This is a genomic window from Rhizobium sp. Root1334, assembly GCF_001426665.1.
In the GTDB taxonomy this organism is placed as follows: domain Bacteria; phylum Pseudomonadota; class Alphaproteobacteria; order Rhizobiales; family Rhizobiaceae; genus Pararhizobium.
This window is the reverse complement of record NZ_LMEY01000023.1, coordinates 537,110-563,281: the sequence shown is the minus strand read 5'-3', so window position 1 is coordinate 563,281 and position 26,172 is coordinate 537,110. Positions and strand designations below refer to the sequence as shown.

At 58.8% G+C, this 26,172-nt stretch carries 23 protein-coding genes; 11 read left to right on the top strand and 12 right to left on the bottom strand.

Annotated features, from left to right (window positions below; all coding sequences use genetic code 11):
• Positions 1-4: 4 nt before the first annotated feature.
• Entirely contained in the window at positions 5-985 is a 981-nt protein-coding gene (locus tag ASD36_RS21095) for an ABC transporter substrate-binding protein (protein ID WP_060506152.1), read from the bottom strand.
• 241 nt (positions 986-1,226) lie between these two features.
• Between ASD36_RS21095 and ASD36_RS21090 the strand changes: the two genes are divergently transcribed.
• Positions 1,227-3,128 carry a hypothetical protein gene (locus tag ASD36_RS21090; protein WP_060506151.1) on the top strand — a complete coding sequence of 634 codons (1,902 nt, stop codon included), beginning with the start codon at positions 1,227-1,229 and terminating at the stop codon, positions 3,126-3,128.
• Positions 3,129-3,236: 108 nt separating this feature from the next.
• A complete protein-coding gene (locus ASD36_RS21085) occupies positions 3,237-4,286 on the top strand; it encodes an aldo/keto reductase (protein WP_060506150.1) in 1,050 nt (349 codons plus the stop codon).
• A gap of 12 nt (positions 4,287-4,298) precedes the next feature.
• Here the strand turns inward: ASD36_RS21085 and ASD36_RS21080 are convergent, their stop codons facing one another.
• A complete protein-coding gene (locus tag ASD36_RS21080) occupies positions 4,299-4,715 on the bottom strand; it encodes an Lrp/AsnC family transcriptional regulator (protein WP_060506149.1) in 417 nt (138 codons plus the stop codon).
• Positions 4,716-4,875: 160 nt separating this feature from the next.
• Here ASD36_RS21080 and ASD36_RS21075 point away from each other — a divergent pair, with 160 nt between their 5' ends.
• Both ASD36_RS21075 and ASD36_RS21070 read left to right on the top strand, forming a co-directional pair.
• Positions 4,876-6,546: a M20/M25/M40 family metallo-hydrolase gene (locus ASD36_RS21075; RefSeq protein ID WP_060506148.1), complete on the top strand. Its 1,671-nt coding sequence runs from the start codon at positions 4,876-4,878 to the stop codon at positions 6,544-6,546.
• A 519-nt stretch (positions 6,547-7,065) separates the two neighbouring features.
• Positions 7,066-8,445: a sulfatase-like hydrolase/transferase gene (locus ASD36_RS21070; RefSeq protein WP_060506147.1), complete on the top strand. Its 1,380-nt coding sequence runs from the start codon at positions 7,066-7,068 to the stop codon at positions 8,443-8,445.
• Between the two features lie 90 nt (positions 8,446-8,535).
• Here ASD36_RS21070 and ASD36_RS21065 read toward each other — a convergent pair whose 3' ends face one another.
• From ASD36_RS21065 to ASD36_RS21055, 3 genes are all read right to left on the bottom strand, one after another.
• Positions 8,536-9,765, bottom strand: coding sequence for a PLP-dependent aminotransferase family protein (locus tag ASD36_RS21065; protein WP_060506146.1), 1,230 nt, complete (start codon positions 9,763-9,765; stop codon positions 8,536-8,538).
• A gap of 525 nt (positions 9,766-10,290) precedes the next feature.
• The gene (ilvC, locus tag ASD36_RS21060) at positions 10,291-11,310 is read right to left on the bottom strand and encodes a ketol-acid reductoisomerase (RefSeq protein WP_060506145.1); all 1,020 of its coding nucleotides are present in this window, start codon (positions 11,308-11,310) and stop codon (positions 10,291-10,293) included.
• 54 nt (positions 11,311-11,364) lie between these two features.
• On the bottom strand, positions 11,365-12,009 hold the full coding sequence (locus tag ASD36_RS21055; protein WP_060506144.1) for a TetR/AcrR family transcriptional regulator: 645 nt from the start codon (positions 12,007-12,009) through the stop codon (positions 11,365-11,367).
• Positions 12,010-12,282: 273 nt separating this feature from the next.
• Here ASD36_RS21055 and ASD36_RS21050 point away from each other — a divergent pair, with 273 nt between their 5' ends.
• The gene (locus tag ASD36_RS21050; RefSeq protein ID WP_060506143.1) at positions 12,283-12,732 is read left to right on the top strand and encodes a hypothetical protein; all 450 of its coding nucleotides are present in this window, start codon (positions 12,283-12,285) and stop codon (positions 12,730-12,732) included.
• 108 nt (positions 12,733-12,840) lie between these two features.
• Here the strand turns inward: ASD36_RS21050 and ASD36_RS21045 are convergent, their stop codons facing one another.
• A complete protein-coding gene (locus ASD36_RS21045) occupies positions 12,841-13,746 on the bottom strand; it encodes a LysR family transcriptional regulator (RefSeq protein WP_060506142.1) in 906 nt (301 codons plus the stop codon).
• A gap of 96 nt (positions 13,747-13,842) precedes the next feature.
• On the opposite strand from ASD36_RS21045, the gene ASD36_RS21040 reads away from it, so the two are divergent.
• The gene (locus ASD36_RS21040) at positions 13,843-14,898 is read left to right on the top strand and encodes an SDR family oxidoreductase (protein ID WP_060506141.1); all 1,056 of its coding nucleotides are present in this window, start codon (positions 13,843-13,845) and stop codon (positions 14,896-14,898) included.
• Positions 14,899-14,967: 69 nt separating this feature from the next.
• Here ASD36_RS21040 and ASD36_RS21035 read toward each other — a convergent pair whose 3' ends face one another.
• Together ASD36_RS21035 and ASD36_RS21030 are read right to left on the bottom strand one after the other, a co-directional pair.
• The gene (locus tag ASD36_RS21035; protein WP_060506140.1) at positions 14,968-16,263 is read right to left on the bottom strand and encodes an NAD(P)/FAD-dependent oxidoreductase; all 1,296 of its coding nucleotides are present in this window, start codon (positions 16,261-16,263) and stop codon (positions 14,968-14,970) included.
• 110 nt (positions 16,264-16,373) lie between these two features.
• Positions 16,374-16,805 carry an Lrp/AsnC family transcriptional regulator gene (locus ASD36_RS21030; RefSeq protein WP_060506139.1) on the bottom strand — a complete coding sequence of 144 codons (432 nt, stop codon included), beginning with the start codon at positions 16,803-16,805 and terminating at the stop codon, positions 16,374-16,376.
• 166 nt (positions 16,806-16,971) lie between these two features.
• Between ASD36_RS21030 and ASD36_RS21025 the strand changes: the two genes are divergently transcribed.
• Both ASD36_RS21025 and ASD36_RS21020 read left to right on the top strand, forming a co-directional pair.
• Positions 16,972-17,691: an aspartate/glutamate racemase family protein gene (locus tag ASD36_RS21025; RefSeq protein ID WP_060506138.1), complete on the top strand. Its 720-nt coding sequence runs from the start codon at positions 16,972-16,974 to the stop codon at positions 17,689-17,691.
• A gap of 65 nt (positions 17,692-17,756) precedes the next feature.
• Positions 17,757-18,743: a helix-turn-helix domain-containing GNAT family N-acetyltransferase gene (locus tag ASD36_RS21020; protein WP_060506137.1), complete on the top strand. Its 987-nt coding sequence runs from the start codon at positions 17,757-17,759 to the stop codon at positions 18,741-18,743.
• Here the strand turns inward: ASD36_RS21020 and ASD36_RS21015 are convergent.
• Together ASD36_RS21015 and ASD36_RS21010 are read right to left on the bottom strand one after the other, a co-directional pair.
• Positions 18,686-19,975 carry an NAD(P)/FAD-dependent oxidoreductase gene (locus ASD36_RS21015; RefSeq protein ID WP_082512280.1) on the bottom strand — a complete coding sequence of 430 codons (1,290 nt, stop codon included), beginning with the start codon at positions 19,973-19,975 and terminating at the stop codon, positions 18,686-18,688. The two genes, ASD36_RS21020 and ASD36_RS21015, sit on opposite strands and share 58 nt — an antisense overlap.
• Positions 19,976-20,058: 83 nt before the next feature.
• A complete protein-coding gene (locus tag ASD36_RS21010; protein WP_060506136.1) occupies positions 20,059-20,463 on the bottom strand; it encodes a helix-turn-helix domain-containing protein in 405 nt (134 codons plus the stop codon).
• A 158-nt stretch (positions 20,464-20,621) separates the two neighbouring features.
• On the opposite strand from ASD36_RS21010, the gene ASD36_RS21005 reads away from it, so the two are divergent.
• Positions 20,622-21,509 carry an SDR family oxidoreductase gene (locus ASD36_RS21005; protein ID WP_060511788.1) on the top strand — a complete coding sequence of 296 codons (888 nt, stop codon included), beginning with the start codon at positions 20,622-20,624 and terminating at the stop codon, positions 21,507-21,509.
• Positions 21,510-21,560: 51 nt separating this feature from the next.
• Here the strand turns inward: ASD36_RS21005 and ASD36_RS21000 are convergent, their stop codons facing one another.
• Positions 21,561-22,313 carry a pyridoxine 5'-phosphate synthase gene (locus tag ASD36_RS21000; RefSeq protein ID WP_060506134.1) on the bottom strand — a complete coding sequence of 251 codons (753 nt, stop codon included), beginning with the start codon at positions 22,311-22,313 and terminating at the stop codon, positions 21,561-21,563.
• Positions 22,314-22,683: 370 nt separating this feature from the next.
• Here ASD36_RS21000 and ASD36_RS20995 point away from each other — a divergent pair, with 370 nt between their 5' ends.
• Together ASD36_RS20995 and ASD36_RS20990 are read left to right on the top strand one after the other, a co-directional pair.
• Entirely contained in the window at positions 22,684-23,802 is a 1,119-nt protein-coding gene (locus tag ASD36_RS20995) for a hypothetical protein (RefSeq protein ID WP_060506133.1), read from the top strand.
• Between the two features lie 464 nt (positions 23,803-24,266).
• Positions 24,267-24,830, top strand: a complete 564-nt coding sequence (locus tag ASD36_RS20990) for a MerR family transcriptional regulator (protein WP_244482343.1) — start codon at positions 24,267-24,269, stop codon at positions 24,828-24,830.
• A gap of 3 nt (positions 24,831-24,833) precedes the next feature.
• Here the strand turns inward: ASD36_RS20990 and ASD36_RS20985 are convergent, their stop codons facing one another.
• Complete coding sequence (locus tag ASD36_RS20985; protein ID WP_060506131.1) at positions 24,834-25,964, bottom strand: ATP-dependent RecD-like DNA helicase; 1,131 nt, start codon at positions 25,962-25,964, stop codon at positions 24,834-24,836.
• Between the last annotated feature and the right edge of the window lie 208 nt (positions 25,965-26,172).

Genomic DNA, 26,172 nt, shown 5'->3' with positions numbered 1-26,172 from the left:
TTGATCAGTTGGTCCCGAAGATACCGGAGAACGTCTTCAGATCGCCGTCGGAATTCTTGACGGCGGCAGCCGCATCGATCGGCAGTACCTTGATGCTGTCACGGGCCGGAAAGCCTTCCGGGAGCGCTACACCGTTGCGGGCCGGGATGTAGCCGAGCTTGACGGAAACCTGCTGGCCGGGTTCAGACAGGAGGAAATCGACGAATTTCTTGGCCGTATCGGCATTCTTGGCGGTCTTCAGGATCGCGACCGGTTCGGTCACGGCACTGACGCCCTCAGCCGGGAAGACGAACTCGACCGGTGCGCCCTTGGCCTTTTCGCGGATGGCCATGAAATCGACAACCATGCCATAGGCCTTCTCGCCGGTGGCGACGGCCTTCAGCACACCGCCATTGCCGCCCGAAGCGGTGGCGCCGTTTTCGGCAAGAGACTTGTAATAGTCCCAGCCGAAACCATCGATACCCGTCAGCGTCTGCGCATGGATCAGGGCAGCCCCCGAGGTCAGCGGGCTCGGCATCGTCATCAGGCCCTTGGCCTCTGGCTTGGTAAGATCCTTCCAGCCGGCCGGCTTCATCGATGCCGACGTGTTATAGATGATACCGGTGGTGATCATCTTGGTCGAGTAATAGGCGCCATCGGCATCGTAGAGCGCCGTGTCATAATTGGCAGCTTCCGGTGACTTGTAGTTCAGGAGCTGGCCGGCTTCCTTCATCCGCTGCAGCGTCACGGTGTCGGCAATCAGAAGCACGTCGGCAACAGGATTGCCGGCTTCGATCTCGGCCATCAGCTTGGCCATGATCTTGGTCGTGCCATCGCGCACCCACTCGACGTCAACGCCAGGATTGGCGGCCTTGAAGGCATCGACTGTCGCCTGGGCGTCTTCGTTCGGCTGGCTGGTGTAGAGCACCAGATTTTCGGCATGGGCCGAAACGGCAATCAGGCTGGCGGCAACAAGTGCAGTGAACGCACCGAGCAACGTCTTCATCGTCTTAATCCCAAGTGAACAGATGGGGTGATGGATAGTTGCGGCAATTGACAGCCATATGACACTTCCGGCGCAGCGGGCGGAGAATAAACAGCCGACCCCAAGCGTGATGTCGATAGATAGCCGGATTGCCAGATGAACATTACTGGGTGCATTGGCACCCGGCCGTCTAAAGCTGTTGAATATATTAGAAATATCTGCGATCCGCTCGAAGCGCATATGGCGGGGCTAAGGGGAAATTATGAGCAAGACAACGTCATGGGGCGCGCGGCTGCGCTATGAGTTCGATAAGAGCATGGCCGGCGGGTCGATCGCGCTGATCGGCTGGCTGGCAATCATATCGCTGGTCGTCATCATCATCGCCGGTGCGTTCCTGGCGCTCACCCAGATTGCCCCGGAGGGCGGTCAGCCAGTCAGTTTCATCGAAGGCGCCTGGGAATCGCTGATGCGCACCATGGATGCCGGCACGATGGGCGGCGATCTCGGCTGGAGCTTTCGCGGCGTCTCGCTTTTCGTCACCATCGCCGGCATTTTCGTGTTCTCGGCCTTGATCGGCGTTTTGAGTTCGGGCCTTGAAAACAAGCTGGACGACCTACGCAAGGGCCGCTCGCAGGTGCTGGAAAACGATCACACGATCATTCTGAACTGGTCGCCATCGATCTTCGACGTGATTTCCGAATTGGTCATCGCCAATACCAGTCGAAAGAAGCCGCGCATCGTCATCATGGCCCACAAGGACAAGGTGGAGATGGAGGACGAGATCGCCACCAAAGTGGCCAACCTCAAGAACACCAAGATCATCTGCCGTAGCGGCGACCCGACTGATCTCTACGACCTGAACATCGTCAATCCGGAAACCTCGCGTTCCGTGATCGTCCTGTCGCCCGAAGGCGACGATCCGGACTCGCAAGTGATCAAGAGCGTGCTGGCACTGGTGAACGCCCCCAATCGCCGTGCCAAGCCCTACCAGATCGCGGCGGAAATCCGCGACAGCAAGAACGCCGAAGTTGCCCGCATCGTCGGTGGCAACGAGCTGCAGCTCATTCTGGCCGATGATCTGATTTCCCGCATTGTCGTGCATTCCAGCCGCCAGTCGGGCTTGAGCGCGGTCTATTCCGAGCTTCTCGATTTCGACGGCTGCGAGATCTATACGCTGGAACAACCGGATATCACCGGCAAGAGTTTTGCTGCCGCTGTCATGGCCTACGAGACATCGTCGCTGATCGGTCTGTGCGACGAGGACGGCAAGGTGCATCTCAACCCGCCGCCCGGCCGTATCTTCAAGCCCGGCGAAAGCGCCGTCATCATCGCCGAGGACGATGCCGCGATCAAATTCGGGGGCAGCGAAATCCATATCGAAAAAGATGCCATCCTTCCGGCGGAAATGCGCGAACAAGGCCCGGAACGAACCCTGCTTCTCGGCTGGAATCGTCGCGGCCCGATCATCTCGTTCGAACTTTCGCGCTACGTCGCGCCCGACTCACTATTGACGATTGCAGCGGACACGCCGGAGCTTGAGAAGGAAATCGCCGCACTTCGGGTAGCAAACGGCAACATGTCGGTCGACTACCGCGTCATCGACACCAGCAACCGCACCGAACTCGATGCGCTGGATATTCCAAGCTACGATCACGTCCTCGTTCTCGGTTACAGCGATCACATGGCGCCGCAGCCGGCCGATACCCGCACTTTGGTGACGCTGCTGCAGTTGCGCAAGATCGCCGAACACGCCGGCCGCCACATCAGCGTCGTCAGCGAGATGACTGACGTGCGCAACCGGGAACTGGCCGAAGTCACCCGCGCCGACGATTTCGTCGTCAGCAACAAGCTGGTCAGCCTGATGCTGGCGCAGGCTTCCGAAAACGAACGCATGGCTGCGATTTTCGACGAGCTTCTTGATGAGGACGGGTCGGAAATCTACATGCGCCCGGTCAGCGACTATGTCGCCATCGGCGAACCCATCACCTTTTACACCATTTGCCTTGCCGCCCTGCGGCGCGGCGAGATCGCGATCGGCTATCGCCGCCAGCGGGAAGGTGATGCCGATCAGCGCCGTTTGGGCGGTGTGACCGTCAATCCGCCCAAATCGGAAAAGCTGCTCTATACCGCCGCCGACCGCATCATCGTGCTAGCAAGGGATTGAACCAAGTCCGCAAAATCAAGGGGTGGCCGTCCGGCCGCCCCTTTCTTTTTGATGGCCAGCCGCTAGCTTAGCTGACGCTCCGCACGCCAAACAAATCGGGAAATCATCATGGAATATCGTCTTCTTGGCCGATCCGGCCTCAAGGTCTCGACGCTGACCGTCGGCACCATGACCTTCGGCGGCAAGGGCTGGGCCAAGACCGTCGGTGATCTTGGTGTCAATGAGGCCAGGAAACTTGTCGATATGTCTCTGGATGCCGGCGTCAATCTGATCGATACCGCCGACGTCTATTCGCAAGGTGTTTCGGAGGAAATCATTGGCGAGATTCTGGGCGCAAATCGCAAGGACGGTGTGCTGATCGCAACCAAGGCCCGTTTCCCGATGGGCGACGGCCCGAACGATGCGGGCTCTTCGCGCCATCATCTCGTTCGCGCCTGCGAAGCGAGCTTGAAGCGCCTGAAGACCGATGTGATCGACCTTTACCAGCTGCATGAATGGGATGGTCAGACCCCGTTGGAAGAAACCATGGACGCGCTCGATATGCTCGTGCGCCAGGGCAAGGTCCGCTATATCGGCTGCTCGAATTTCTCGGGCTGGCATATCATGAAGGCGCTTGGCGTCAGTGCGGCAGACCACCGCCAGCGTTTCGTCAGTCAGCAGATCCACTACACGCTGGAATCGCGCGACGCCGAATATGAGCTTTTGCCGATCTCGATCGATCAAGGCCTTGGGGTGCTTGTCTGGAGCCCGCTGGCTGGCGGCCTGCTCTCCGGCAAGCACCGGCGCGACAAGACAGCGGAAGGCTCGCGCCAACTGGCCGGCTGGGACGAACCGCCGATCCGTGACGAGGACCGCCTGTGGAATATCGTCGATGTTCTCGTCGATATAGCCGAAAGCCGCAATGTCTCGGGTGCTCAGGTGGCGCTCGCCTGGCTGATTGGCCGCAAGGGCGTTACCTCCGTCATCATCGGTGGCCGGACTGAAGCACAGTTCAAGGATAATCTTGCCAGCGCCGAACTTGTCCTGACCGCCGAGGAGCGCGAACGTCTCGACAAGGTCAGCGCGCCGCCGGTTCTCTATCCCTACTGGCATCAAGTCCGCACCGCCAAGGACAGATTGGGAGAAGCCGACCTGTCGCTGCTGGGGCCATACGCATAGGAGGGCCCAGCCTCAAATCGTTGTCAGCAACAGGCTGGTTTCCGACTTGGACACCCCCTCCAGCGCCCGGACATGGCGCAGGACGCGATCGAATTCGGCAAGGTTCTCCGTTTCGATTTCGGCAACCAGATCCCAGGCACCGTTGGTCGTATGCAAGGCACGAATTTCCGCGATACCGCGCAACGTCTTGACCACCGAAACGGTTTTCTGGCCGGTGATCTCGATCAGCATGACGGCGCGGACCGCGTGCGGGTCCTCGGCTGCGGCGATCCGCACGGTGAAGCCGGCGATGACGCCCTCGGCAGTCAACCGGTCGATGCGGTTCTGCACCGTGCCGCGTGATATTTTCAACAGCTCGGCCAGTTTCGAGATCGAGGCCCGGCCGTCGGTTCTGAGGATCGCCAGCAAACGGCGGTCGGTACTGTCCATGACATCAATCCATTGATCATTATGCCAACATATCCTGTCATTTCGTCAAAAATATCAAGCAAATTTCCATAATCTTGCCATTTCGCTTCATCGAGCCGCCCGCTAGAGTTCGTCAACCTCTTCGCCGGGGTCTATTCGAATCGCTAGAGGATCGCCCGAAATGCCGTCTGCCGACCGCTCACCTCTCCGCAACAGCCTGTCACGGACCGGCGAGCTTTCCATCGAAATGACCCGGTGGCCGAGCGTCACGGAAAGCGATGGCGAAGCCGCGTTCTCGGGCCGCTTGATGGCGCTGTTTGGCGCTACACCCTATTTCCGCCAGAACCCGGAAAACCTGCTGGCGCTCGACAGCCACGGCACTCCCGCCCGGCAAAACGTGCTGGCGCTGGTGCGTGGCAAGGGCCGGCGCTGCCTGGTTCTCGCAGGCCATTTCGATACCGTATCGATTGCCAACTACAGTTCGCTGGTATCGCTTGCCTGTGAGCCAGAGGCGCTGACAAAGGCATTGATCGACGAACTGACGGCCAAAACCCGCAATCCGGCTGAAGACAAGGCATTGACCGATCTCGTGAGCGGCGACTTCCTGGCTGGCCGTGGCTTGCTCGACATGAAGAGCGGCCTTGCCGCCGGCATCGCCGCATTGGAGCGTTTTGCCGAACTGGCTGACGCGCCCGGCAATCTGCTGTTCGTTGCGACGCCGGATGAAGAGAACCGTTCGCGCGGCATGCGGGCCTTGCGTGACGCCCTGCCCGCGATCGCGGAAAAATTCGACATCGACATTATCGGCGGCATCAATCTGGATGCCAGCGGCGATGACGGTGATGGCGAAGAAGGCCGCGCCGTCTATCTCGGCTCGGTCGGTAAATTCTCGCCTTTTGCCTTCGTCGCCGGCCGCCCCACCCATGCCGGTTATGCCTTCGATGGCGTCAGCGCCCATCTGATCAGCGCCGAGATCATGCGAGCCATGGAAACCAACAGCACCCTTTGTGACGAGGCGCATGGCGAAATTTCACCGGCGCCGGTTTGCCTCGAGGCAAAGGACGTGCGCCACGGTTATGAAGTGACGACACCGGCCCATGTCTGGCTGTCGTTCAACTGGCTGACACACCGACGCACACCGGAAGATGTTCTGTCCGAATTCCAAGTGCTTGCCGCATCCGCCATGCGCACAGCGCTCGATGCTCAGGAAAGGAATGCTAAGGCCTTCTTCGAGCGTCAAGGCTCAGGCCGCGCGGAAAGACATGAGGGACAGATCCTTACTTACGCCGAGCTATACGAACTCGCGGTCTCCCACGGCGGAGAGGCTGCCGCCAGCCGTCTGAAGGCGCTCGATCAATCCCTGGCGAGTGGTGAAGACCCGCTCTCGATCACCCGTCAGATCGTCGCAGCGACGCTGACGGAAGCCGGTCTCGAAGGACCGCTGGTTATTGTCGGGTTCTCGACTCTGCACTATCCGCGCGTGCATCTGGACAGTGCCGGGGATCAGGGAACAATCTTCGAACGAAACATCATGGCCGCCGCCGAAACCTGCGCGAACCGGCATGGGACAAGCATCAAAGCCAAACAGTTCTTCGCCGGCATCTCGGACATGAGCTTCTTCGGCCACCGTCCGGCGGCTGGACAGACTGAGCTTCTGTCTGGCAACACCCCCTGCTCGGCGTTCACCGACAAGGCACCGGACGGGCTTCTGTCCTACCCGGTGGTCAATATCGGGCCATGGGGACGCGACTACCATCAGAAATGGGAGCGCGTCCACATGCCCTATACATTCGAAGTTTTGCCGGACGTGATCTACGAGGCGGCGATCGCCTGCCTCGCAGATGGAGACTAAGTATCGGCGGACTAGCGACGAAAGGACTGGTATATCGACGGCTTTCTCATCCAGTGTGGGCTTATCAGCATCAGGAGAAACCGGGCCGACTCCAATGCGGCGTTAGGGCAGGCCGAACATCACGCCTGCCGTATCCTGCGCCAGAGCAGCCTGGGCTGTTACATTCTACCACCTCTCCGCTCAACGAAATATTTCCGGTTGAAATTTCAACCTATCGTTAGTAATCACCACATACATTCCCGCAACATAAAGACCATCTGAGATTGCGGAAAATTTCATAATGCTCAAGCTGTGGGGATCAGATCGATCCGAGCCTACCCGTTCCTATTGGATGATCTGGGCGGCAATTTTTACAATTGCCGTCTTGAACATCGCCTTGAAGGTTGTTGATGAAGACCCGAATCTTATCTTTTACGGGTTCCCACCTCATTTCTGATCCTGCTAGCGCTGGGCTTTGGCCGCCGATTTGCAAACGGACATCCGACCATAGGATGGTGGCTTCCACTTATCCCGGTGGCGATGCTGATGATCTGGTGCGTTTTCATCCAGATTTTCGGCCACTTCTCCCCCGCACCCATTCTGTTTCACTTTCAATATGAGATGGAATCAAAAGGCGTCATGATTTCGGTCGCTTTCCAGATTCTGCTAGAAATGCTCCCGTTCGCCCTGATTTATGTTTGCTGGCGGCAGGCCGCGCGTGGTCATCGTCGAATGCAGATGTTTGGTGGTCTGATTGCTGTTCCGCTTCTTGTATTCAATCCCTTTACCTTTGGCATTGGCAACTATCTGATGCGCGCGTACGCGTCAGATCAGTTGAGCCTGATACACCATTTCAGCGAACCATCAATGGCAATCAAGCCGCAAGGCCGGCAACCAAATCTCATCCATATTTATCTTGAAAGTACTGAAAGAACCCTTTGGGATGAAAGCCTTTTTGGAAAGACGTCGACGCCTTTGAAACGTTTGGAAGCCCTTGGGTTCTCCGCCACCGGTATCACTGAATCGGAAAAAACAAACTGGACGCTAGCCGGTCATGTCGCCAGTTACTGCGGCACGCCTCTGCTTGGTCTGGGCACGATCGACCGCAATGACTTTGGTCATGTCAACGCCCTGCTTCCAGAGGCCGTGTGCCTCAGCGATATTCTAGCGCGCGATGGCTACGCGCTGACGTTCATGAAAGGCGCAATGCTGGAGTTCGCAGGCACCGATGGATTTGTGGCTGCACACAATTATCACAAGGGTCTTGGATATGGAGAAATTGGCGCACATTACCCAACACCAGTCACCACGTTCGGAATGCGAATCAATCCTTGGGGAATCGACGACGAGGATTTGTTCGATGCCGCATTCAAGGAAATCACGACTCTTTCCAGCGGAAAAAAACCCTTTGGTTTAACGGTGACGACAATTGGAGGGCATAGCCCCAAAGGCTACATCTCGCGCAGTTGCCTCGCCGATGCTGACGTCATGTCGCTTCCAAATCAAACACTGCAGGCGTTCTACTGCACAAACAAGCTCACCGAAGCTTTTATCGACAAAGCGGCCAAGGCTGGCCTGCTTGAGAACACCGTTGTCGTTGTCCAGAGCGACCACCTTGCCATGCGCAACGAAATCTTCCGTCAATTGAAGAGTAAGGAGCGCCGAAACACCTTCATCATCCTCAAGGATGGGATCACCCCGAGTTTGAATGCAACTGCTGCGACAATGGTCGATGCTTACCCGACCCTCCTGGAGGCTCTCGGCTACACACTGCCGAATGGAAGTGCGGGGCTCGGTGTCTCGCTTTTGTCAGGCCGTAAAACACTTGTCGGCCAAGTGGGTCTCGACCGGTTGAACGACGCAATTTTGTCCGATCGTGACTTGCGCGACAAATTGTGGGGTATCCAACCCGGCATTTAGAACAGCCACGCAGCTTAAAACAGCCACGCAACTGCTCTTTATCGCACGATCTCTATCTCTGCCTCAAACCCGCAGCAGAGCTTCTCATAATTAGGCGGCAAGCACTGCGGCTTCTTCGCCGATCAGGCTACCGAGGCGGGAAATCCCCTCCTTGATCATCGCCTCGTCGGCGCAGGAGAAGCTGACGCGAAGGGTGTTGGCGCCAGAGCCATCGGCAAAAAACGCCTTACCGGGCACGAAGGCGACCTTTGCCGAAACCAGCGATTTTGCCAGAAGATCGGCTCCATCCATGCCGGTGGGCAAGGTCAGCCAGACGAACATGCCGCCTTCCGGGACCGTCCAGCTGACGCCCTTCGGCATGTATTTTGCGAGTGCTGCCAGCATCGCGTCGCGTCGCTTGCTGTAAACGGCACGGATCTTGTTGACCTGTGCATCGAAACCGCGTTCGGCAACGTGGCAGATGGCCATCTGGTTGATGGTCGAGGAATGCAGGTCGGCAGCCTGCTTCATCAGCACCAGCTTGCGGATGATCGGCATGGCCGCAACCACGAAACCGACGCGCAGGCCGGGTGCCAACGTCTTGGAGAAGCTGCCGCAATAGATCGTCCGGGTCTCGTTGATCGAACCCTTGCGGGCGATTTCCAACGCCAGCATCGGCGGAACAGCTTCGCCATCGTAACGCAGCGACTGATAGGCAGCGTCCTCGATCACGGCAATGTCGAGTTCCTCAGCGAGATCGAGAACCTTTTCACGTGCAGCCAGATCGAGCGTTTCTCCGGTCGGATTGGCAAATTCGGCAGACATATAGGCGAATTTTACCCGTCCACCCGCTTGCGCGGCGACATCGCGGTAGGCCTGCGGCGTACGGTTGCCGGCTGGCGACAGTTGGTCGTAGGACGGCTCATAGGCATTGAATGCCTGCAACGCGCCAAGATAGGTCGGCCAGGTAACCAGCGCCGTATCGTTGGGCGACAGGAACAGCTTTCCGAGATAATCGAGCGCCTGCTGTGAGCCCGAGGTGATCAGGATGTTTTCCGGCTCGCAGGGAATGCCGATGGCGGCCATGCGGCCCGCGAGCCATTGACGCAGCGGCAGATAACCTTCGCTGACCGAATATTGCAACGCTGCACTGACCGTCGGTCCGCCGAAGATTTCGGCATAGGCGGCCTTGAATTCTTCATCCGGAAACAGCGCCGGATCCGGGATACCACCGGCAAAGGAGATGATGTCCGGCCGGTCCAGCAGTTTCAACAGTTCGCGGATTTCCGAGGCGCGCATCCGTGAAGACCGCGTCGCGAAGATATTTTCCCAATCGAGCATGGAAGTTTCCTCAGATTATGCTTTTTACGGAGCACATCATGCCAAGCTTATTAAGTCAATAATGCTGACCTATACTTTGATGAGAAGATGCACTTTCTGCTCAAAAGCGCTGACTTGGAAAGACGTTGAAAAACCGCGAAAATGCGGCGAATGTCCCCATTGAAGGTGGCGCAACCCAAAGCACATCGCACTCTGATCGTCTGGCGCGTTTGTTGCCGCGATCGATTCTACCGCTATCAATGTGCCCATCCGGACCAAAGCGTTTCCGGGTGAAGCCGTCAGGCTTCGTGATGTCCAAACATGCTCAAGCCGACGAGCAGCACGATGGCCCCGACGATGAAAGCATCAAAAATGGCAAAATGGTAGAAGAACGTTGTCATCGCAGTATCCTCCTCATAGATAGAATACTCCAAAAGCGATAATGTTCCAAATATTACTTGCGGACACGAAAAAGGCCGGGAGAAATGTCCCGGCCTCTTCAGTATTACGCAAGTGCAATGCGCTAATTTTGCTCTGCAGCAAATATTAGTTCTTGGCCTTGTCGACCAGCTTGTTCTTGCCGATCCATGGCATCATGCCGCGCAGCTTGGCGCCGACTTCTTCGATCTGGTGGTTGTCGTTCATGCGGCGGATGCCCTTGAACCGGGCTGCTCCCGAACGGTATTCCTGCATCCAGTCGGAGGTGAACTTGCCGGTCTGGATGTCGGTGAGAACGCGCTTCATTTCAGCCTTCGTTTCAGCTGTGATGATGCGCGGACCCGAGACGTATTCGCCCCACTCGGCCGTGTTGGAGATCGAGTAGTTCATGTTGGCGATGCCGCCTTCATAAATCAGGTCGACGATCAGCTTCACTTCGTGCAGGCACTCGAAGTAAGCCATTTCCGGCGCATAGCCGCCTTCGACCAGCGTTTCGAAACCGGCGCGGATCAGCTCAACGAGACCGCCGCAGAGAACGACCTGTTCGCCGAAGAGGTCGGTTTCGCACTCTTCCTTGAAGTTGGTCTCGATGATGCCCGAACGGCCGCCGCCAACGCCGCAGGCGTAGGAGAGAGCGAGGTCAAGCGCGTTACCGGATGCGTTCTTCTCAACGGCAACCAGGCAAGGAACGCCGCCGCCCTTCTGGTATTCGCCGCGAACCGTGTGGCCAGGGCCCTTCGGTGCGATCATGACGACGTCGAGCGTATCCTTCGGCTCGATCAGGCCGAAATGAACGTTGAGGCCGTGGGCAAAAGCGATGGCTGCGCCGTCACGGATGTTGCCGGCGATGTCGGCCTTGTAGATGTCGGCCTGGAGTTCGTCAGGCGTCGCCATCATCAACAGGTCGCCCCACTTGGCGGCTTCGGCAACGGTCATGACCTTGAAACCATCGGCTTCGGCCTTCTTGATCGTCGGCGAACCGGCCTTCAGAGCGATGACGACGTTGTTGGCGCCCGAATCCTTCAGGTTCAGCGCGTGAGCGCGGCCTTGGCTACCGTAACCGACGATAACGACGTTCTTGGACTTGATGAGGTTGAGATCAGCATCACGATCGTAATAGACGCGCATTGTAATTTCCTTCCCTTTGCTTGTCTTCTAAAACTCTTCCGGCTGCCCTTGAGGCTACGCCGAACTCTTTTCACTGCCGTAGAGGCGAAGGAAGGCAGACACTGCCTTCTCTGCCCTGCGGCCGAAATCCTTGGCCATGCGGCCGCTGTCTTCACCGAGCAGCATGCGCAGATGCAGATCGGAGACGATCAGGCCGTACAGCGTATCATAGGCGTCGTCGCGGTCTTCGAACACCAGAAGCCCAGCGTAACGCCCTGCTTCCAAAAGCGCGCCGGCCCGTTTGCCGATCTGGCGGCGGCCGCGCTCCTGCAGCATGGAGCCAAGCTTGGAGCCATCGCGGCTCGCCTGCCCGATCGCCAGACGGTTCAGCGCCAGCGACACATCGCCAGCCAGAACCTCCAGCAGATCACGGGCAAACAGCACCAGATGCTCCTGCAACGTCTCGGCCGTCAGTGTTTCGGCGGTATCATCAAATGTGCGGACCTTGCTCGCCTGAAAGCCGATCATTGCCGACAAAAGCCCATCGCGATCGCCGAACCATTTGTACAGGCTTTCCTTCGAGCAGTTGGCGGCGCGTGCCACGCCCGCCGTCGTCAGCGCCTTTTCGCCACCATCGACCAGCAGACGCAACGCGCTGTCCAGAACGTCGTTCTGGCGCGGCGAATAATCCGGCTGATGTGGGTGGGCGGCAAGCTGCACGAAATCGTCTCCAATAACAGTACCGTACGGTACGGTTCGCCGCTTATGCCGCAAAGCCGGGAGCCGGTCAAGCCCACAGGAAAGAGATTTCGACACTCGGAGATACCCGAAAACAAACCTTGCACCTCGCGAATATCGATGCCCCATCAAACGTTGAGATAATAACGGATACCAGCACCAAAAATGGACACCTCCACGCAATCCGATCCCGTTCCGTTTCAACATATGGTCGGTTAGTGTGCGGCTTCAGACACCCTATATCCCGGAGTTTTCATGCCCCGCCTGCATATTGCCGCCCTGCTCCTGTCGTCCGCCCTTGCCTTGTTCCCAATCACTGCCGCCGCTCAGTCCGATGAAGACGTCTACAACAGGATTGAATCCCTGCATGGCAATGCCGGAGATCTGAACGAGCCGTTGCTCAGCCTCGTGGAAGCGATGGGCAACAGCGACGCAGCAACGATCGCCGGGCTTGCCGAATATCCGCTGCGAGTGGCGGCGAATGGCGAAAGCTATGAAATCCAGAGCGCCGATGATTTTATCGAGAATTTCGACACGCTGGTAACGCAAGATACGCGCGACGCCGTTGCAGGCCAGACCTACAGCCAGCTCTTCGTCAACAGCGACGGCGTCATGCTGGCGGATGGCGCGGTCTGGATGAGCAATGTCTGTGAAAACAGCGATTGCAGTTCATCCCACTGGGCGGTGATCAGCATCAACAATTGATCGGCGGCAGAAGATGACACCATGCGCTTTGACGTCATCGCAACGGCCGCCGCGATTGCCCTCTCGACCGTAGCGCCCGGGGTTGCAAGCGACGGCGTTGCCTAAAACTCAGCCCACACGGCACCGCTCGGCGAGGAAATCGAGAAATACCCGCACCCGCGCCGGCATATGGCCACCCTGGCCGAGAAAGATCGCGTGAACCTCCTCGCTGTCTGAGGACGTGTAACTCTCCAGCACCGGAACCAGCGTGCCGCGGCTGAAATCGTCCCGTACCTGAAAACCGGCGAGCCGTGCCAATCCTGCACCGGCCAGCGCCAATTCCCGCAACGCTTCACCGTCGCTTGCCTGAATGCTGCCGGCCGGCTTGACCGTCAGATCGGCACCGTCAACGGAAAATGGCCAGCCGCCGCTGGCGCGGACATATTTGGGGCCAAGCAGGTTGTGCCCTGCCAGATCGTCCGGATGTTTGGGCAGCCCCTTGCGCGCGAGATAGGCAGGTGCCGCGGCGATATGCATTTTCACCGTACCCAATTTTCGCGCCATCAGCGCCGAACTCTTCAGCGGCCCTGCCCGGATGGCGATATCGGTGCGATCCTCCATGAGATCGACGACATGATCGGTCAGCACCAGGTCGAATGACACATCCGGAAACTGCGCCAAAAAATCAGGCAGAACCGGCAACAGCAGATGGCGGCCAAACGGGACATTGGTGCTGACACGAATGCGGCCACTTGGGCTGTCGTCATTAGCAGCCGCGCGCTCGGCTTCATCCAGTTTGGCCAGCACTCGCACACCGTGTTCGTAATAGCGGCAACCTTCTGGCGTCAGTTGCAGCTTGCGGGTCGAGCGGTTGACCAGCCGCGCGTTCAGCCGGTTTTCCAGCCGGGTCACCAACTTGCTCACCGCCGAAGGCGTCATGGCGAAATCGCGGGCGGCAGCCGAAAAGCCACCGAGATCGACCACCCGGACAAATACTTCCATCTCGCCGGAGCGATTGATATCCAGCCGCGCCATTGTGCCCTCACCTCACAAATCCTGTGCCTTATCGTTGTCTAGTTCTCAAATCGGTGCGCGTCCATATCTGATGCACATACACATCAGGAGACTGTCATGAACCAGCACAAAACAGCCCTTATCGTCGGCGCCCAGGGCGTCATCGGCGGCAATCTCGCCCGCCATCTGGAAACATTGGAAGACTGGTCCGTCATCGGCCTCTCTCGGCGCGGCGGCATATCGACCGGTAAGATCCGGCACATTTCCGTCGACCTGCTCGACCCGGCAGATTGCTTCAACAAACTCGCCGATCTCTCAGAAGTGACTCACATTTTCTACGCCGCCTATCAGGACCGCCCGACCTGGGCCGAACTGGTCGAGCCTAATCTCGCCATGCTGGTCAACGTCGTCACGGCTGTCGAGAAGGTGGCGCCAAACCTTGCCCATGTCAGCCTGATGCAGGGCTACAAGGTCTATGGCGCCCATCTCGGCCCCTTCAAGACGCCAGCGCGCGAAGACGAAGACAATCACATGCCGCCCGAATTCAACATGGACCAGCAGGCCTTTCTGCAGAAGCAACAGCAGGGAAAATCCTGGACCTGGTCAGCGCTGCGGCCTTCCGTCGTCATCGGCGTTGCCACCGGCAATCCGATGAACTTGGCGATGGTCATCGGTCTCTATGCGTCGATGTCGAAGGAACTCGGGCTTCCCTTGCGCTTTCCCGGCAAACCCGGCGCTTACGATACGCTGCTGGAAATGACCGACGCCGGCCTTCTGGCGAGGGCAACGGTCTGGGCCGCCACCAATCCGCAATGCGCCAATCAGGCCTTCAACATCACCAATGGCGACCTGTTCCGCTGGAACGAGATGTGGCCAAAGATCGCCCGGTTCTTCGAGATGGAGACGGCAGCGCCACTGCCGATGTCTCTCAACGTGGTGATGGCGGACAAGGCAGCGCTCTGGTCCAGGATGAAGGAGAAATACGGGCTCGCCGATCATCCCTATGAGGCCGTCTCCTCCTGGGGGTTCGGCGATGCGGTGTTCAGCTGGAACTATGATTTCTTTGCCGACGGCACCAAGGCACGGCGGCTGGGGTTTCATGACTATGTGCAAACCGACGAGATGTTCCTGTCGGTGTTTCGCGAGATGCGGGCCCAGCGGATCATTCCGTAATGGCCGATTGCTTGCGGCCGTCCATCACCGGATGGCCGCAAGTAGCACGGTTACATATCCGGATCAGGTTTATCCGGCTTTGCCACCATTCGGCGAAGCAAGCTGCAGCGTTTCCTTCTGTGTGATCAACCGCGCCGTGTGCTGACCGCTCAGATAGATCCACAGCCAGCTCCAGGCGACGACGAAGCGGCTGCGCGTACCGATGAGGAAGTAGATATGGGCGATCCCCCAGATCCACCATGCCAAGGCACCCTTCAGCTTGAACCGGCCGAAATCGATGATCGCCGACCGGCGCCCGATGGTCGCAAGGCTGCCCTGATGACGATAACGGAAAGGTGGCAGCGCCGGTTTTTGCGCCAACCGCCCCTTGATGACCTTTGCCACATAGGCGCCCTGCTGCTTGGCTGCGGGCGCGATGCCCGGCACCGGTCTGCCATCATCCTGAACGACGGAGGCGGTGTCGCCAACGACAAAGACATCAGGAAAGCCCGGTGCGCTCAAATCTTTCCCGACAATGACGCGGCCCGCCCTGTCTGCAGTAACGCCGAGCCATTCAGCGGCCGGCGAAGCCTGAACACCGGCCGCCCAGACAATCGTGCGGCTGCCGATAAAACGTTCGCCGATCATGACGCCGCGTGCCGTGCAGTCCGTTACCCGCTCACCGAGATGAACCTCGACACCAAGCTTTTCGAGCGCAGTCTGCGCATAGGCCGATAGCTCCTCGGCAAAACCCGCCAGCACCCGCGGCCCCGCCTCGACGAGAATCACCCGGGTCTTGCGCGTATCGATGTTGCGGAATTCCTGCGGCAGGGTGACATGCGCCAGCTCGGCAATGATACCCGCGAGCTCGACGCCGGTCGGTCCTGCACCAACGATGGTGAAGGTCAAAAGGGCGGCCCGTGCGTCAGGATCGGTTTCCATCTCGGCCTGCTCGAAAGCCAAAAGCAGGCGGCGGCGAATGGTGGTGGCGTCTTCCAGTGTTTTCAGACCCGGCGCGACCGGTTCCCACTCGTCCCGGCCGAAATAGGCATGCGTCGCCCCGGTTGCCAACACCAGCGTATCGTAGCCAATGCTCTCGCCGCCCCTCAGCGCCAGCGTCTTCGCCGCCGGATCAACACTGTCCACCTCGGCCAGAAGCGTGGTGACCTCCGGCCGGTCGCGAAACACCCGGCGGATCGGCCAGGCAATTTCGGAGGTCGCCAGAAGGGTGGTTGCCACTTGATAGAGCAGCGGCTGGAAGAGATGATGATTGCGCCGGTCGATCAGGGTGATCCTGACGGGCGCGCCCTTGAGATCCTTGGCCAGCTGCAGGCCACCGAACCCGCCACCGACGACAACGACATGGTGCAGGTTTTCGTGCGGCATGATCGTATCTCCTGTTTCGGGTACAATTTCTACGCTGCCGCAGCCGATACACAACTGCGCTTTCGGCATGGCACCTCTGCGCTAGGTGACGGCGCATTCACCGCCTTCACCTAGCGCGCATACTCCACCGGCAAGGCCATGCCACTCTTGAGGATTTCCATCGAGATCGAAGCCGAGACGTCCAACAGCTCGACCTTGCGGGCGATCTGCTTGTAGATCACGTCATAGTGCTCGACACGCGGCAGCAGCACCTTGAGAATATAATCGCAATTGCCGGTCAGCCAGTGCGCCACGACAATCTCGGGAATATCGGTAATCACCTTGCGGAAGGTGCCGATCCAGTCGTCGGCATGATGGGCCATCTTGATCAGGGCATAGACCGTGGTCGGCACACCCATTTTGGCGCGATCGAGAACAGCGATCCGGGGAGCGACACAACCGGTCTCATCCAGGCGCTGGATAGGGTGCGAACAGGCGGAAATCGACAGGCCGGCGTCTTCCTGCAGCAAAGACAGAATCTTCCGGTCCCTTTCGTCCAGCACGCCCTATTCTCCTCATCTCAACGGAACACTCAGGAAATATTTGCGTCAAGAATATAACGCGTGCAAAAAATACGCGCAAAATATCGGGGTATCATCCAACAAAGCGAACTCTTTCGGCGCCGCTTCGGCGACAATCACGGCATCAACAAACACAGGGAACGGCATCATGCGCAAGATCGGCCTCATCGGTGGAATGAGCTTTGAAAGCTCGGCAATCTATTACCGGATGATCAACGAGGCCGTGCGCGAACGGCTGGGCGGCATGCATTCTGCCGAAGTCCTGCTGCATTCTGTCGATTTTCAGACCATCGTCGACATGCAGAAGTCCGGCCGCTGGGACGACGCCGCCAAGTGTCTGTCCGAAGTGGCCCAGGGCCTGGAAGCGGCGGGCGCGTCTTGCGTAGTGATCTGCACCAACACGATGCACCTGATCGCCGATGAGGTTCAGGCGTCAATTACCGTGCCGCTGATCAACATTATCGACGAAACGGCCGCCTTGATGAAGGCCGCCGGCATCAAACGGCCGCTGCTGCTTGCCACGCGCTACACGATGGAACACGGCTTCTATACCAGCCGTATGGCCGCAGACGGTCTGGATATCATGGTTCCGAATGCTGAAGATCGGATGCTCGTCCACGACATCATCTTCAACGAACTGTGCGCAGGCTCGGTTCTCGACAGTTCGCGGCAGGCACTTATGGCCGTGATCGAACGGGCAAAAAGCGATGGCGCCGATGCCATCATTCTTGGTTGTACCGAAATATGCCTGATCCTCGATCCGAAGAACCTGCCACTGCCGGGCTTCGATTCCACTGCGATCCATGCCGAAGCGGCCGTCGAATTCGCACTTGAAGGCGTTTCGCAAAGCGGCAAACGGGCCGCCTGAGGTCCACTCGAAAATACTTGACTCAGTCAATTAAATTGCGATCATGGCATCCCAAGGAGAATGCCATGTCACACCTCACACCATCATACCAAGCCTTTGCCGATATCGGCGATGACGAGATCGAGCAGATCCGCGCCTTCAACCGGTTTTATACCAACCGAATCGGCGTTCTCGACCGCGCCTTCATGGAGACGCCCTATACGCTCACCGAGGCACGCGTCATCTATGAACTCGCGGCCCACGGTACCACCTCGGCGTCCCGGCTGACGGAGGAGCTTTCGCTAGATCCGGCCTATCTCAGCCGCATGCTAAAATCCTTCAGCGATGCCGGCCTTCTCGAAACGATGCGAGATCCGGCTGACGGCCGTGGCCGCCTGCTGCAATTGACCCTGCGCGGCCGGGGTGTTGCCACCGATCTGGCACAGCGCTCGCGCCAGCGCATCGTCGCCCTTCTGGAACCGATTACCGAAAATGGCCGCCGGGACCTGGGCGCAGCCATGGCGTCTGTACAGACCCTGCTGTCCGGCGACACTCCTGCCCCCGTCACCATTCGGCCGCATCAGATCGGCGACATGGGCATGGTGATCTCCAGCCAGGCAAAGGCCTATGCCGAAACCTATGGGTGGAACGGTGAGTATGAGGCGCTGGTCGCGGAAATCTGCGCCGCCTTCATCCGCAATTTCGACCCCGCCCGCGAACGCTGCTGGATTGCCGAACGCAACGGTACGTTCCTGGGCAGCATTTTTCTCGTCAAAGGCAGCACCGAAGACACGGCTAAGCTTCGCCTTCTGCACGTCGATGCGGCAGCGCGTGGACATGGTCTCGGTTCAAAGCTGGTCAACGAATGCATCGGTTTTGCCAGAGACTGTGGTTACCGGCGTCTTGAACTCTGGACCAACGATATCCTGAGCGCTGCGCGTCGCATCTATGTCGCTGCCGGGTTCACACTCGAAAAGGAAGAGGCGCACCATTCGTTCGGCAAGGATTTGAACGGTCAGACCTGGGCGCTGGATCTGACGGCGGCAACTGCCGGCGTGACACCGCCAGCGTGATACGGCAGGGAAAGCCAGCCGTACTCCGTCAAACCGGCGGATTTGAACGGATCGATCACGGTGCCCGCAACGATCGCGGCCAAAAGCCCGGGCATCGGCGGCAGCTTGGCAATGGTCGAGACGAGCCGGTCGCGCACCCAGGCAATCGCGGCTGAATCCGACTGGTAGAATGGCGTGAAGGCGAGCGACAGCATCTGGAACAGCCGCACATGATTACGCCGGGCGCGTGCATAGGCCGTCAGTGCAGAGGGGATATCGGCGGAGTTGGCCAGCGCATGGTTGAGCGCTGCCGCATCAAGTAGAGCCATGTTTGCGCCCTGTCCCAGTTGCGGGCTGGTCGAATGAGCACTGTCACCAATGAAGACGACATTGCCGCTATAGGGCGGCAGTGCGGTCCGATGAGCATAACGTGCCAGAGTCAGTTGGTCCCAATCATGGATCTGGTCGAGAAACGGCTGGCATTCCGGCCAATAGTCGCCAATTACCGTCTTCCAGCGATTGAGCCCGCCTGCCTTGACCGCCTCGACATCGGCGATCTTCAGGCTCCAGAAGAACGCCACCTTATCCGGATCACCGACCGTCGCGCGGCCTGCCGGCAATAGACCGATCATCACCCTGGCCTGGTCGTAACGTTGCGACAGCGCGGTGCGGTCATAGACCGCACCCGCTCCATCCAGCGTCGCCCAGAAGGCGCCATAGGTGAGGTCGCGAATGGCTGGCGCCGAGGTCGAACCGGCAGCCAGCATCGAACGTGCGCCGCTGGCATCGATGACCAGATCGTAATCGCCCGCCGCCCGTCGCGTCGCATCCTGCAATATCACGCGATCAGCACGCTGTTCGGTCGCGGTGATATGGGTTGCCGTGCGCGTGATGATGCCATCGGCCACCACCGCATCATGCAACGTATTGAACAGAGCCGCCCGCTGCACCGCAAGGCCATAGCGCCCTCCCGGTGTCGCATCATAGCGCACGTCCAGAACCGTCCGCCCGCTGATCGCGTCGGCGCCGTGCAGCCGGTCGATCCGGTTACCGAGTGACTGGATGGTATCAAACAGGCCAAGAGTGGCGAGAACAGTCAGTCCTGTCGGCTGCATCAAAAGGCCGGAACCGACGGGGGCGGCGGTCTCAAAGCGTTCGAGAATTTCAACTCGATGACCGGCCCGCGAAAGAAACAACGCCGCGGCCAATCCTGCCGGCCCGGCCCCGACCACGCCAATATCGAGCTGTTTCATCCATGCCTATCCGGGTATAGTCTCAGACGGCATCTCTACCAGCGGGCGCAACGGACAGTCCAGCGGATAAAGCTGCCGTGCCGTTATGCCACCGCGTCATATTCGGCGCGGGCGGCCCGGATCGCCTGATGATGCTGCATCGACCAGTCGACCAACCCCTTGACCAGCACCAGAAACGACTGACCAAGCGGGGTCAGGCTGTATTCGACGCTGGGCGGCTGGGTCGGAAACACTTCCCGGCTGATATAACCGTCGCGCTGCAAATCCCGCAGCGTCTGGGTCAGCATGCGCTGCGAAATATCCGGAATGGTCCGGCGCAATGCGGAAAACCGCATCGGCCCCTCGCCCAACGCCTGAATCATCAGCGTATTCCATTTGCCACCGATGTTGTCGATGACATCACGCACCGGACAGTCGGCTTGTGAAAACGCCATGCCCATCACGACGATGACGCGCTCGCCCTCAGTCTTGCCGGTCATCTTGTTCATGGAACCCGGTATCCTTTTTGTAACCACCGCATAAAAAACTGCCTCCTTTACATCGATCCGCCGATGACGAATTAAGAGAAGGTCTCATTTAGGAACCATATCTCAAACGGGATGCTTCGGCAACAAACCGACGTCATTTGACAAGCAAAGGAATCAACATGTCCGAAACTCTTCTCGTCACCGGCGCGACCGGCAATCTCGGCCGCCTCGTGCTCGACGATTTGCTCGCCTCCGGCAAGGTCGCACCGGCCGATATCATCGCCACCAGCCGCGATACCGGAAAACTCGCGGACTATGCAGCAAAAGGCGTCCAGGCCCGTGCCGCAAACTTCGATGATGCAGCCTCGCTCGATGCAGCCTTCAAGGGCGCCGACCGCATCCTGATCATTTCCACCGATGCCCTCGACGAGCCGGGCAAGCGCCTGCGCCAGCACCTCGCAGCCGTCGCCGCCGCCAAGCGCGCCGGGGTCAAGCATATCCTCTATACCTCGATGCCAAATCCGGAAGCCTCGGTCATCCCCTTCGCGCCGGACCATCTCGGCACGGAGAATGCGATCAAGGCGACCGGCATAGCCTACACGATCCTGCGCAATGGCTGGTACATGGAGAACCTGTTCATGGCTCTGCCGCATGCACTTTCCGAAGGCAAATGGTACAGCGCATCCGGCAAGGGAGAGCTCGCCCATATCGCCCGCGGCGACATCGCCAAGGCGACGGCAAACGCGCTCGCGTCAGGCTCGGCCGAAAGCAAGACCTATACGCTGACCGGTGAAACGAAGCATACGGTTGATGAAATCGCCGCCCTCGTCTCGAAAGTTACCGGCAAGCCGCTGGAAGTCGTCCATGTGACCGACGACCAGCTGGCGGGCGGCCTCAAAGCAGCAGGCCTTCCGGGCTTCATCATCCCCGTCGTCGTGTCGTTCGACACCAACACGCGCGAAGGGCACATCGCCATGGTGACAGACGATGCAGGCAAGCTCTCGGGCCAGAAACTGACCACGCTCGAAGATTTCCTGACCGCCAGCAAAGCGGCATTGCTCGGTTAAAGAACAGAGGGCTCCGCCTTTCGGAGCCCTTTTTGCCACTTCAAATGGCGATCAAACGTCCTGGCCACAGGCGCGGCAGAAGCGGCGGACGGTTTCCGCCATGCCGTATTCCAGCGCATCTGCGGTCAGGCCATGGCCGATCGAAACTTCGGCCAGATTGGAAATCCGTGCCGCCAGCGCCGGCAGGTTGGCTACCGTCAGGTCATGGCCGGCGTTGACCCCGAGGCCTAAGGTCGCAGCGAGGTCGGCGGTGTTGCCCAGTTCCTCCAAAAGAACCGCACCACGCTCGGGATCGTCGTAGCACCCGCCATAAGGTCCGGTGTAAAGCTCGATCCGGTCGGCGCCGGTTTCCCGGGCGATCGTCAGCGCTTCAAGGTCCGGATCACCATCGGCAAACAGCGAGACGCGAAAACCGCCCTTCTTCAAACGTCCGACGACATTGCCGAGCAGATTGTGGTTCTTGCGGAAATCCCAACCATGGTCCGACGTCGCCTGCGCCGGATCGTCGGGTACCAGCGTTACCTGCTCCGGTTGATGACGCTCGACGAGCTGCAAAAACTCCTCGTTCGGAAAACCTTCCATGTTGAATTCGGTCTGAGGATAGAGATCGTCGATCAGCGCGCGGATGGGCGCCAGATCGGAAAAACGGATATGCCGCTGGTCGGGCCGCGGATGCACCGTCAGACCACTTGCACCCGCCTCTAGCGCAATCTGCCCAAGTCCGGTAACGGACGGCCACGGAAGATCGCGGCGGTTTCGCAGCATCGCGATCGCATTCAGGTTCACGGAGAGTTTCGCAGCCATTTCAGCACCTTCCAAGGATACCGTCGTCGTTACGGCGCCCTTTTCTAGCGGTTCATCCGCCCCCCCGCAACAAATCTGCACCAGAGAAAGCGTCTCCGTTACAATATTCGTCTGGAGACTGTTCAACGCCTTTATTTCAGACAAAACTCACGTTAAATGAGTGCAGTACCTGACAAACTGATAAAACTTCGATCTAATAGAGACTCACAGTACAGGCCATACTCCCGAATGGTGAGCGGCAGTACTGAAAACCCATCGAATCATCCAAGCCGGAACCAATGAACCCTCGTTTTTGCCTCGACATAATCCAATCGCCACTCGCTCCTGATAGGAAAGCGCTGCTCTCGATGGTATTTTCGGGGAGAACACGATGATGACGCAGCACGCGAGACCGGACGATCAAGCAATCCGCCAAGCCCTTGACGGCGTGCTTTCGAGCGTTCTTTTTTCCCGCTCCGAGCGTCTGCGTGCCTTTCTCAAATATGTCGTCGACAAGGAGATGGAAGGTACGGGCCATCAGTTGAAGGGCTACACGATCGGTATTGACGTCTTCGATCGGCCGCAGGCCTTCAATGCCGATAGCGACCCTCTGGTGCGTGTCCATGCCGGCAAGCTGCGAAAATTGCTGTCAGCCTATTATACCGGTGAAGGCACTCAGGATCCCTGGCGCATCGATATTCCGAAGGGGACCTATGTCCCCGAATACAGGCGCCAGCGGACGTCAGAGACCCAGCAGTCAGATTCAGGGCGCGCCGCAACGCCGCCACGCCGGGCGGCGAACAGACGCTTTTCCTGGTTGCCTGCTCCCTTGTCCTCACCACTGGCCGTCTTGTCGGTACTGCCACTTCTGATTTTCGTGCCGTTGTCATCACCGGCCATGAGCGTCAACATCCCGGCGCAATCGAGCCTGCACGGCGCGGTGCTTGAACGCAAGTTCGCCGATGATCTGCCGAAAATAACGGTTCGCTCACAATGGCCGCGTAGCGGAACGGCCGGCCGCTTTGCCGATGCGTTTCGCAATGCCGCCTCGCATTATCGCACGATCGCAGCAGTGCCAGGTGCCGTGCTGTGGCAGCGGCCGAAGCGTCCGGTTTCCGATCCACTCGCTTTCACCGTATCCATTCTACCGCAGAAATCACCGGCAGGACTTCGTGTCCTGATCAAGAACGACGCGTCTTCGGACATTCTCTACGACCAGGTCATCGATGGCGCGCGGTTGAGCAGCGAAGCCGATATTCTTTATGAAAGCCTTGCGCTCGCGGCCAAGGTTCTGGCCTCGGACGGCAATATTTTCCGCTATGCCAGTGCAGCGCAAATCGACAGCCCGCTGATGGAATGCATGGCGCTGACTGACGCGTACCGCCACCAGCAGACCCGCGAGGCTTTCCAGGAAGCCAAGTCCTGCCAGGAAAAACTGTCGATCAATCATCAGCGCAAGCTGAAGTTCGTGATCAACGCCGGCGCCCTGCCCCTGACTCTTATCCGGTAATTTGGGCGCCCTGTAGTCGCCTGAACAAAAGCCGTCATGAATTGCGCCGAAAAACAGTATTCCTCAATGCGAAACGCCAGAGGCCGTTGAGAAATATTAGATTCCATCCCTAAAGTTACTAGCTGTTCATCTTCGCGCCGCACGTGTATTCTATCTGTGCAAGTGGGAGAAAGCCTGGTCGCTCATCAGGCAAGCACGATGGTTGCGAGTATCCTTCCCGCCGGGATGGCGTGCATGACATCGAGGAGCAGCCGAGGGGACACGCGGCGTATCGTGATGCGCCACAGGCGAAGTGCCGTCTTCAGGAGATGTCTCCCGCAGGTTAACCAGCGGGGTTATGTCAAAGCATGCGAGAACAGGGAAAGACACATCCTTCTCCATCCGGTAGCCGGCAGCCGTCCGGTTTCCTTCCCCACCTTCCGTTGCCGGGAACCATAGCGGATAGCCATGTCGGTATCGCTGACATGGCGGATGCCTTCGGCGTCACCCACCGGACTCTGCATTTCTATGAGGAAAAGGGCCTGCTATCGGCGGATAGAATGGGGCCGATGCGTGTCTACGGGCTGGACGACATCCGGCGCATGACCGTCATCAATGCCTGCCGCGAAATAGACATGCCGATCGTAACCATCCAGGATTTGATGGCAGCCCTCAATGCCGCAGCCAGTCAGCAGGATGCGGCTCGGATTTTTGAGGACGCATTGCACGCGCGAAAACGGGAACTCGCTGCTCAGCAGTCTATCCTTCGACGCCAGATGCAGCGGATCAGCGAACTTCTGGAATCAGCCGCCGACGGCGACAATCCAGAGCGCACCGCCCTGCCCCCCATCCATCTTTCACCAATCGAGACAAAGTGCCTTGTGTTCATGGCTGAAGGTTATCCGGCAAACCGGATCGCCACGATGATGGATATGGACCTGACTGCCGTCCTGACGCTTGAATCGGATATCATCCGCAAATTCAACGGTCATAACCGCTTTCAGGCCGTCGCCAAGGCTGTGCTGATGGGATTTGTTTCCGCCGAATAGGTGTCAGCGGACAATTGTCAGTGTCTCGGCCGCGCGCGTGATCGCGGTGTAGAGCCAGCGCTCGCGGGTGTCGCGAAAAGCCCAGCTTTCATCGAACAGGACCACATTGTTCCACTGTGAGCCCTGTGCCTTGTGCACCGTCAGCGCATAGCCATAATCGAACTCGTCGTAACGCTTGCGCGTCGACCACGGAATCTCCCCTTCGATATCCTCAAAGGCGGTTTTCAAGAGCTTGATCTTGGCCGCCCCCCGATCCATGTCGTCGTCTTCCGGGCGGATCATCAGGTTGATGCCGGGCTTCACTGTTTCCTTGGACGAGGTCATCACCTGCCACAGCGAGCCGTTGAGCAGGCCCTTGGCGGGGTCGTTGCGCAGGCAGACGAGTTTGTCACCCGATTGCGGATATTCGGTGGTAAAGCCCTTCAATTCACGCAGCCGTGTATTGTAGCGGCGGCGGGTCTTGTTGGTCCCCACCAAGACCTGATCGGCGCCAAGCACCAGCTCCTGCGTCACCTCGTTCTTGGAGATGATCCTCGCCGTCGAGCCGTAGTCGCCGTGCATGATCTCCTTGCCTTCGCGCACATGCATGGCAAGCTGGATAATCGGGTTGTCACGCGCCTGCCGGTGAATGTCGGTCAGCAGATAATCCGGTTCCTCATTGGTGAAATAACCGCCACCCGAGACCGGTGGCAGCTGGCCGGGATCGCCAAGCACCAGGATAGGCGTGCCAAAACTCATCAGGTCGCGGCCGAGCGCCTCATCGACCATTGAGCATTCATCGATGATGATCAGCGCCGCCTTGGCGACAGGAGACTGCCGGTTGATCGAGAACATCGGCGCGATCGAGGTCTTGCCGGTCTCTTCGTCCGACACTTCCTCCTCGCCGCGCGGACGGTAGATCAGCGAATGGATGGTCTTGGCGTTCTTTGCGCCCTTGGAGCGCAGCACCTGCGCCGCCTTGCCGGTAAAGGCCGCGAAGAGAACATCACCATCGACATGCTCGGCGAAATGCCGGGCAAGCGTCGTCTTTCCGGTTCCGGCATAGCCAAAAAGCCGGAACAGCGGCGAGCGCCCTTCCTTCAACCAGCGTGAAACGGCCTTGAGGGCCTCATCCTGTTGCGGTGCGAATTCCATGTTTGTTCTATTGCCCGATTCGGGGCCGCCTGTCGCGCCCCGCCGCGTTGATCGGCGGTTCAGCTTGCCGCCACCCGGATCAAAATTTCCCTTTGAAGTGCAGGATACCGCAAGAAAATGCCACACCCTACGCATATCGCGGCGCGATAACCCGTGATAATAGTTGCTCCGCCCGCCTCTCCCCGGCGCGCTGCCTCCTCTGCAATTC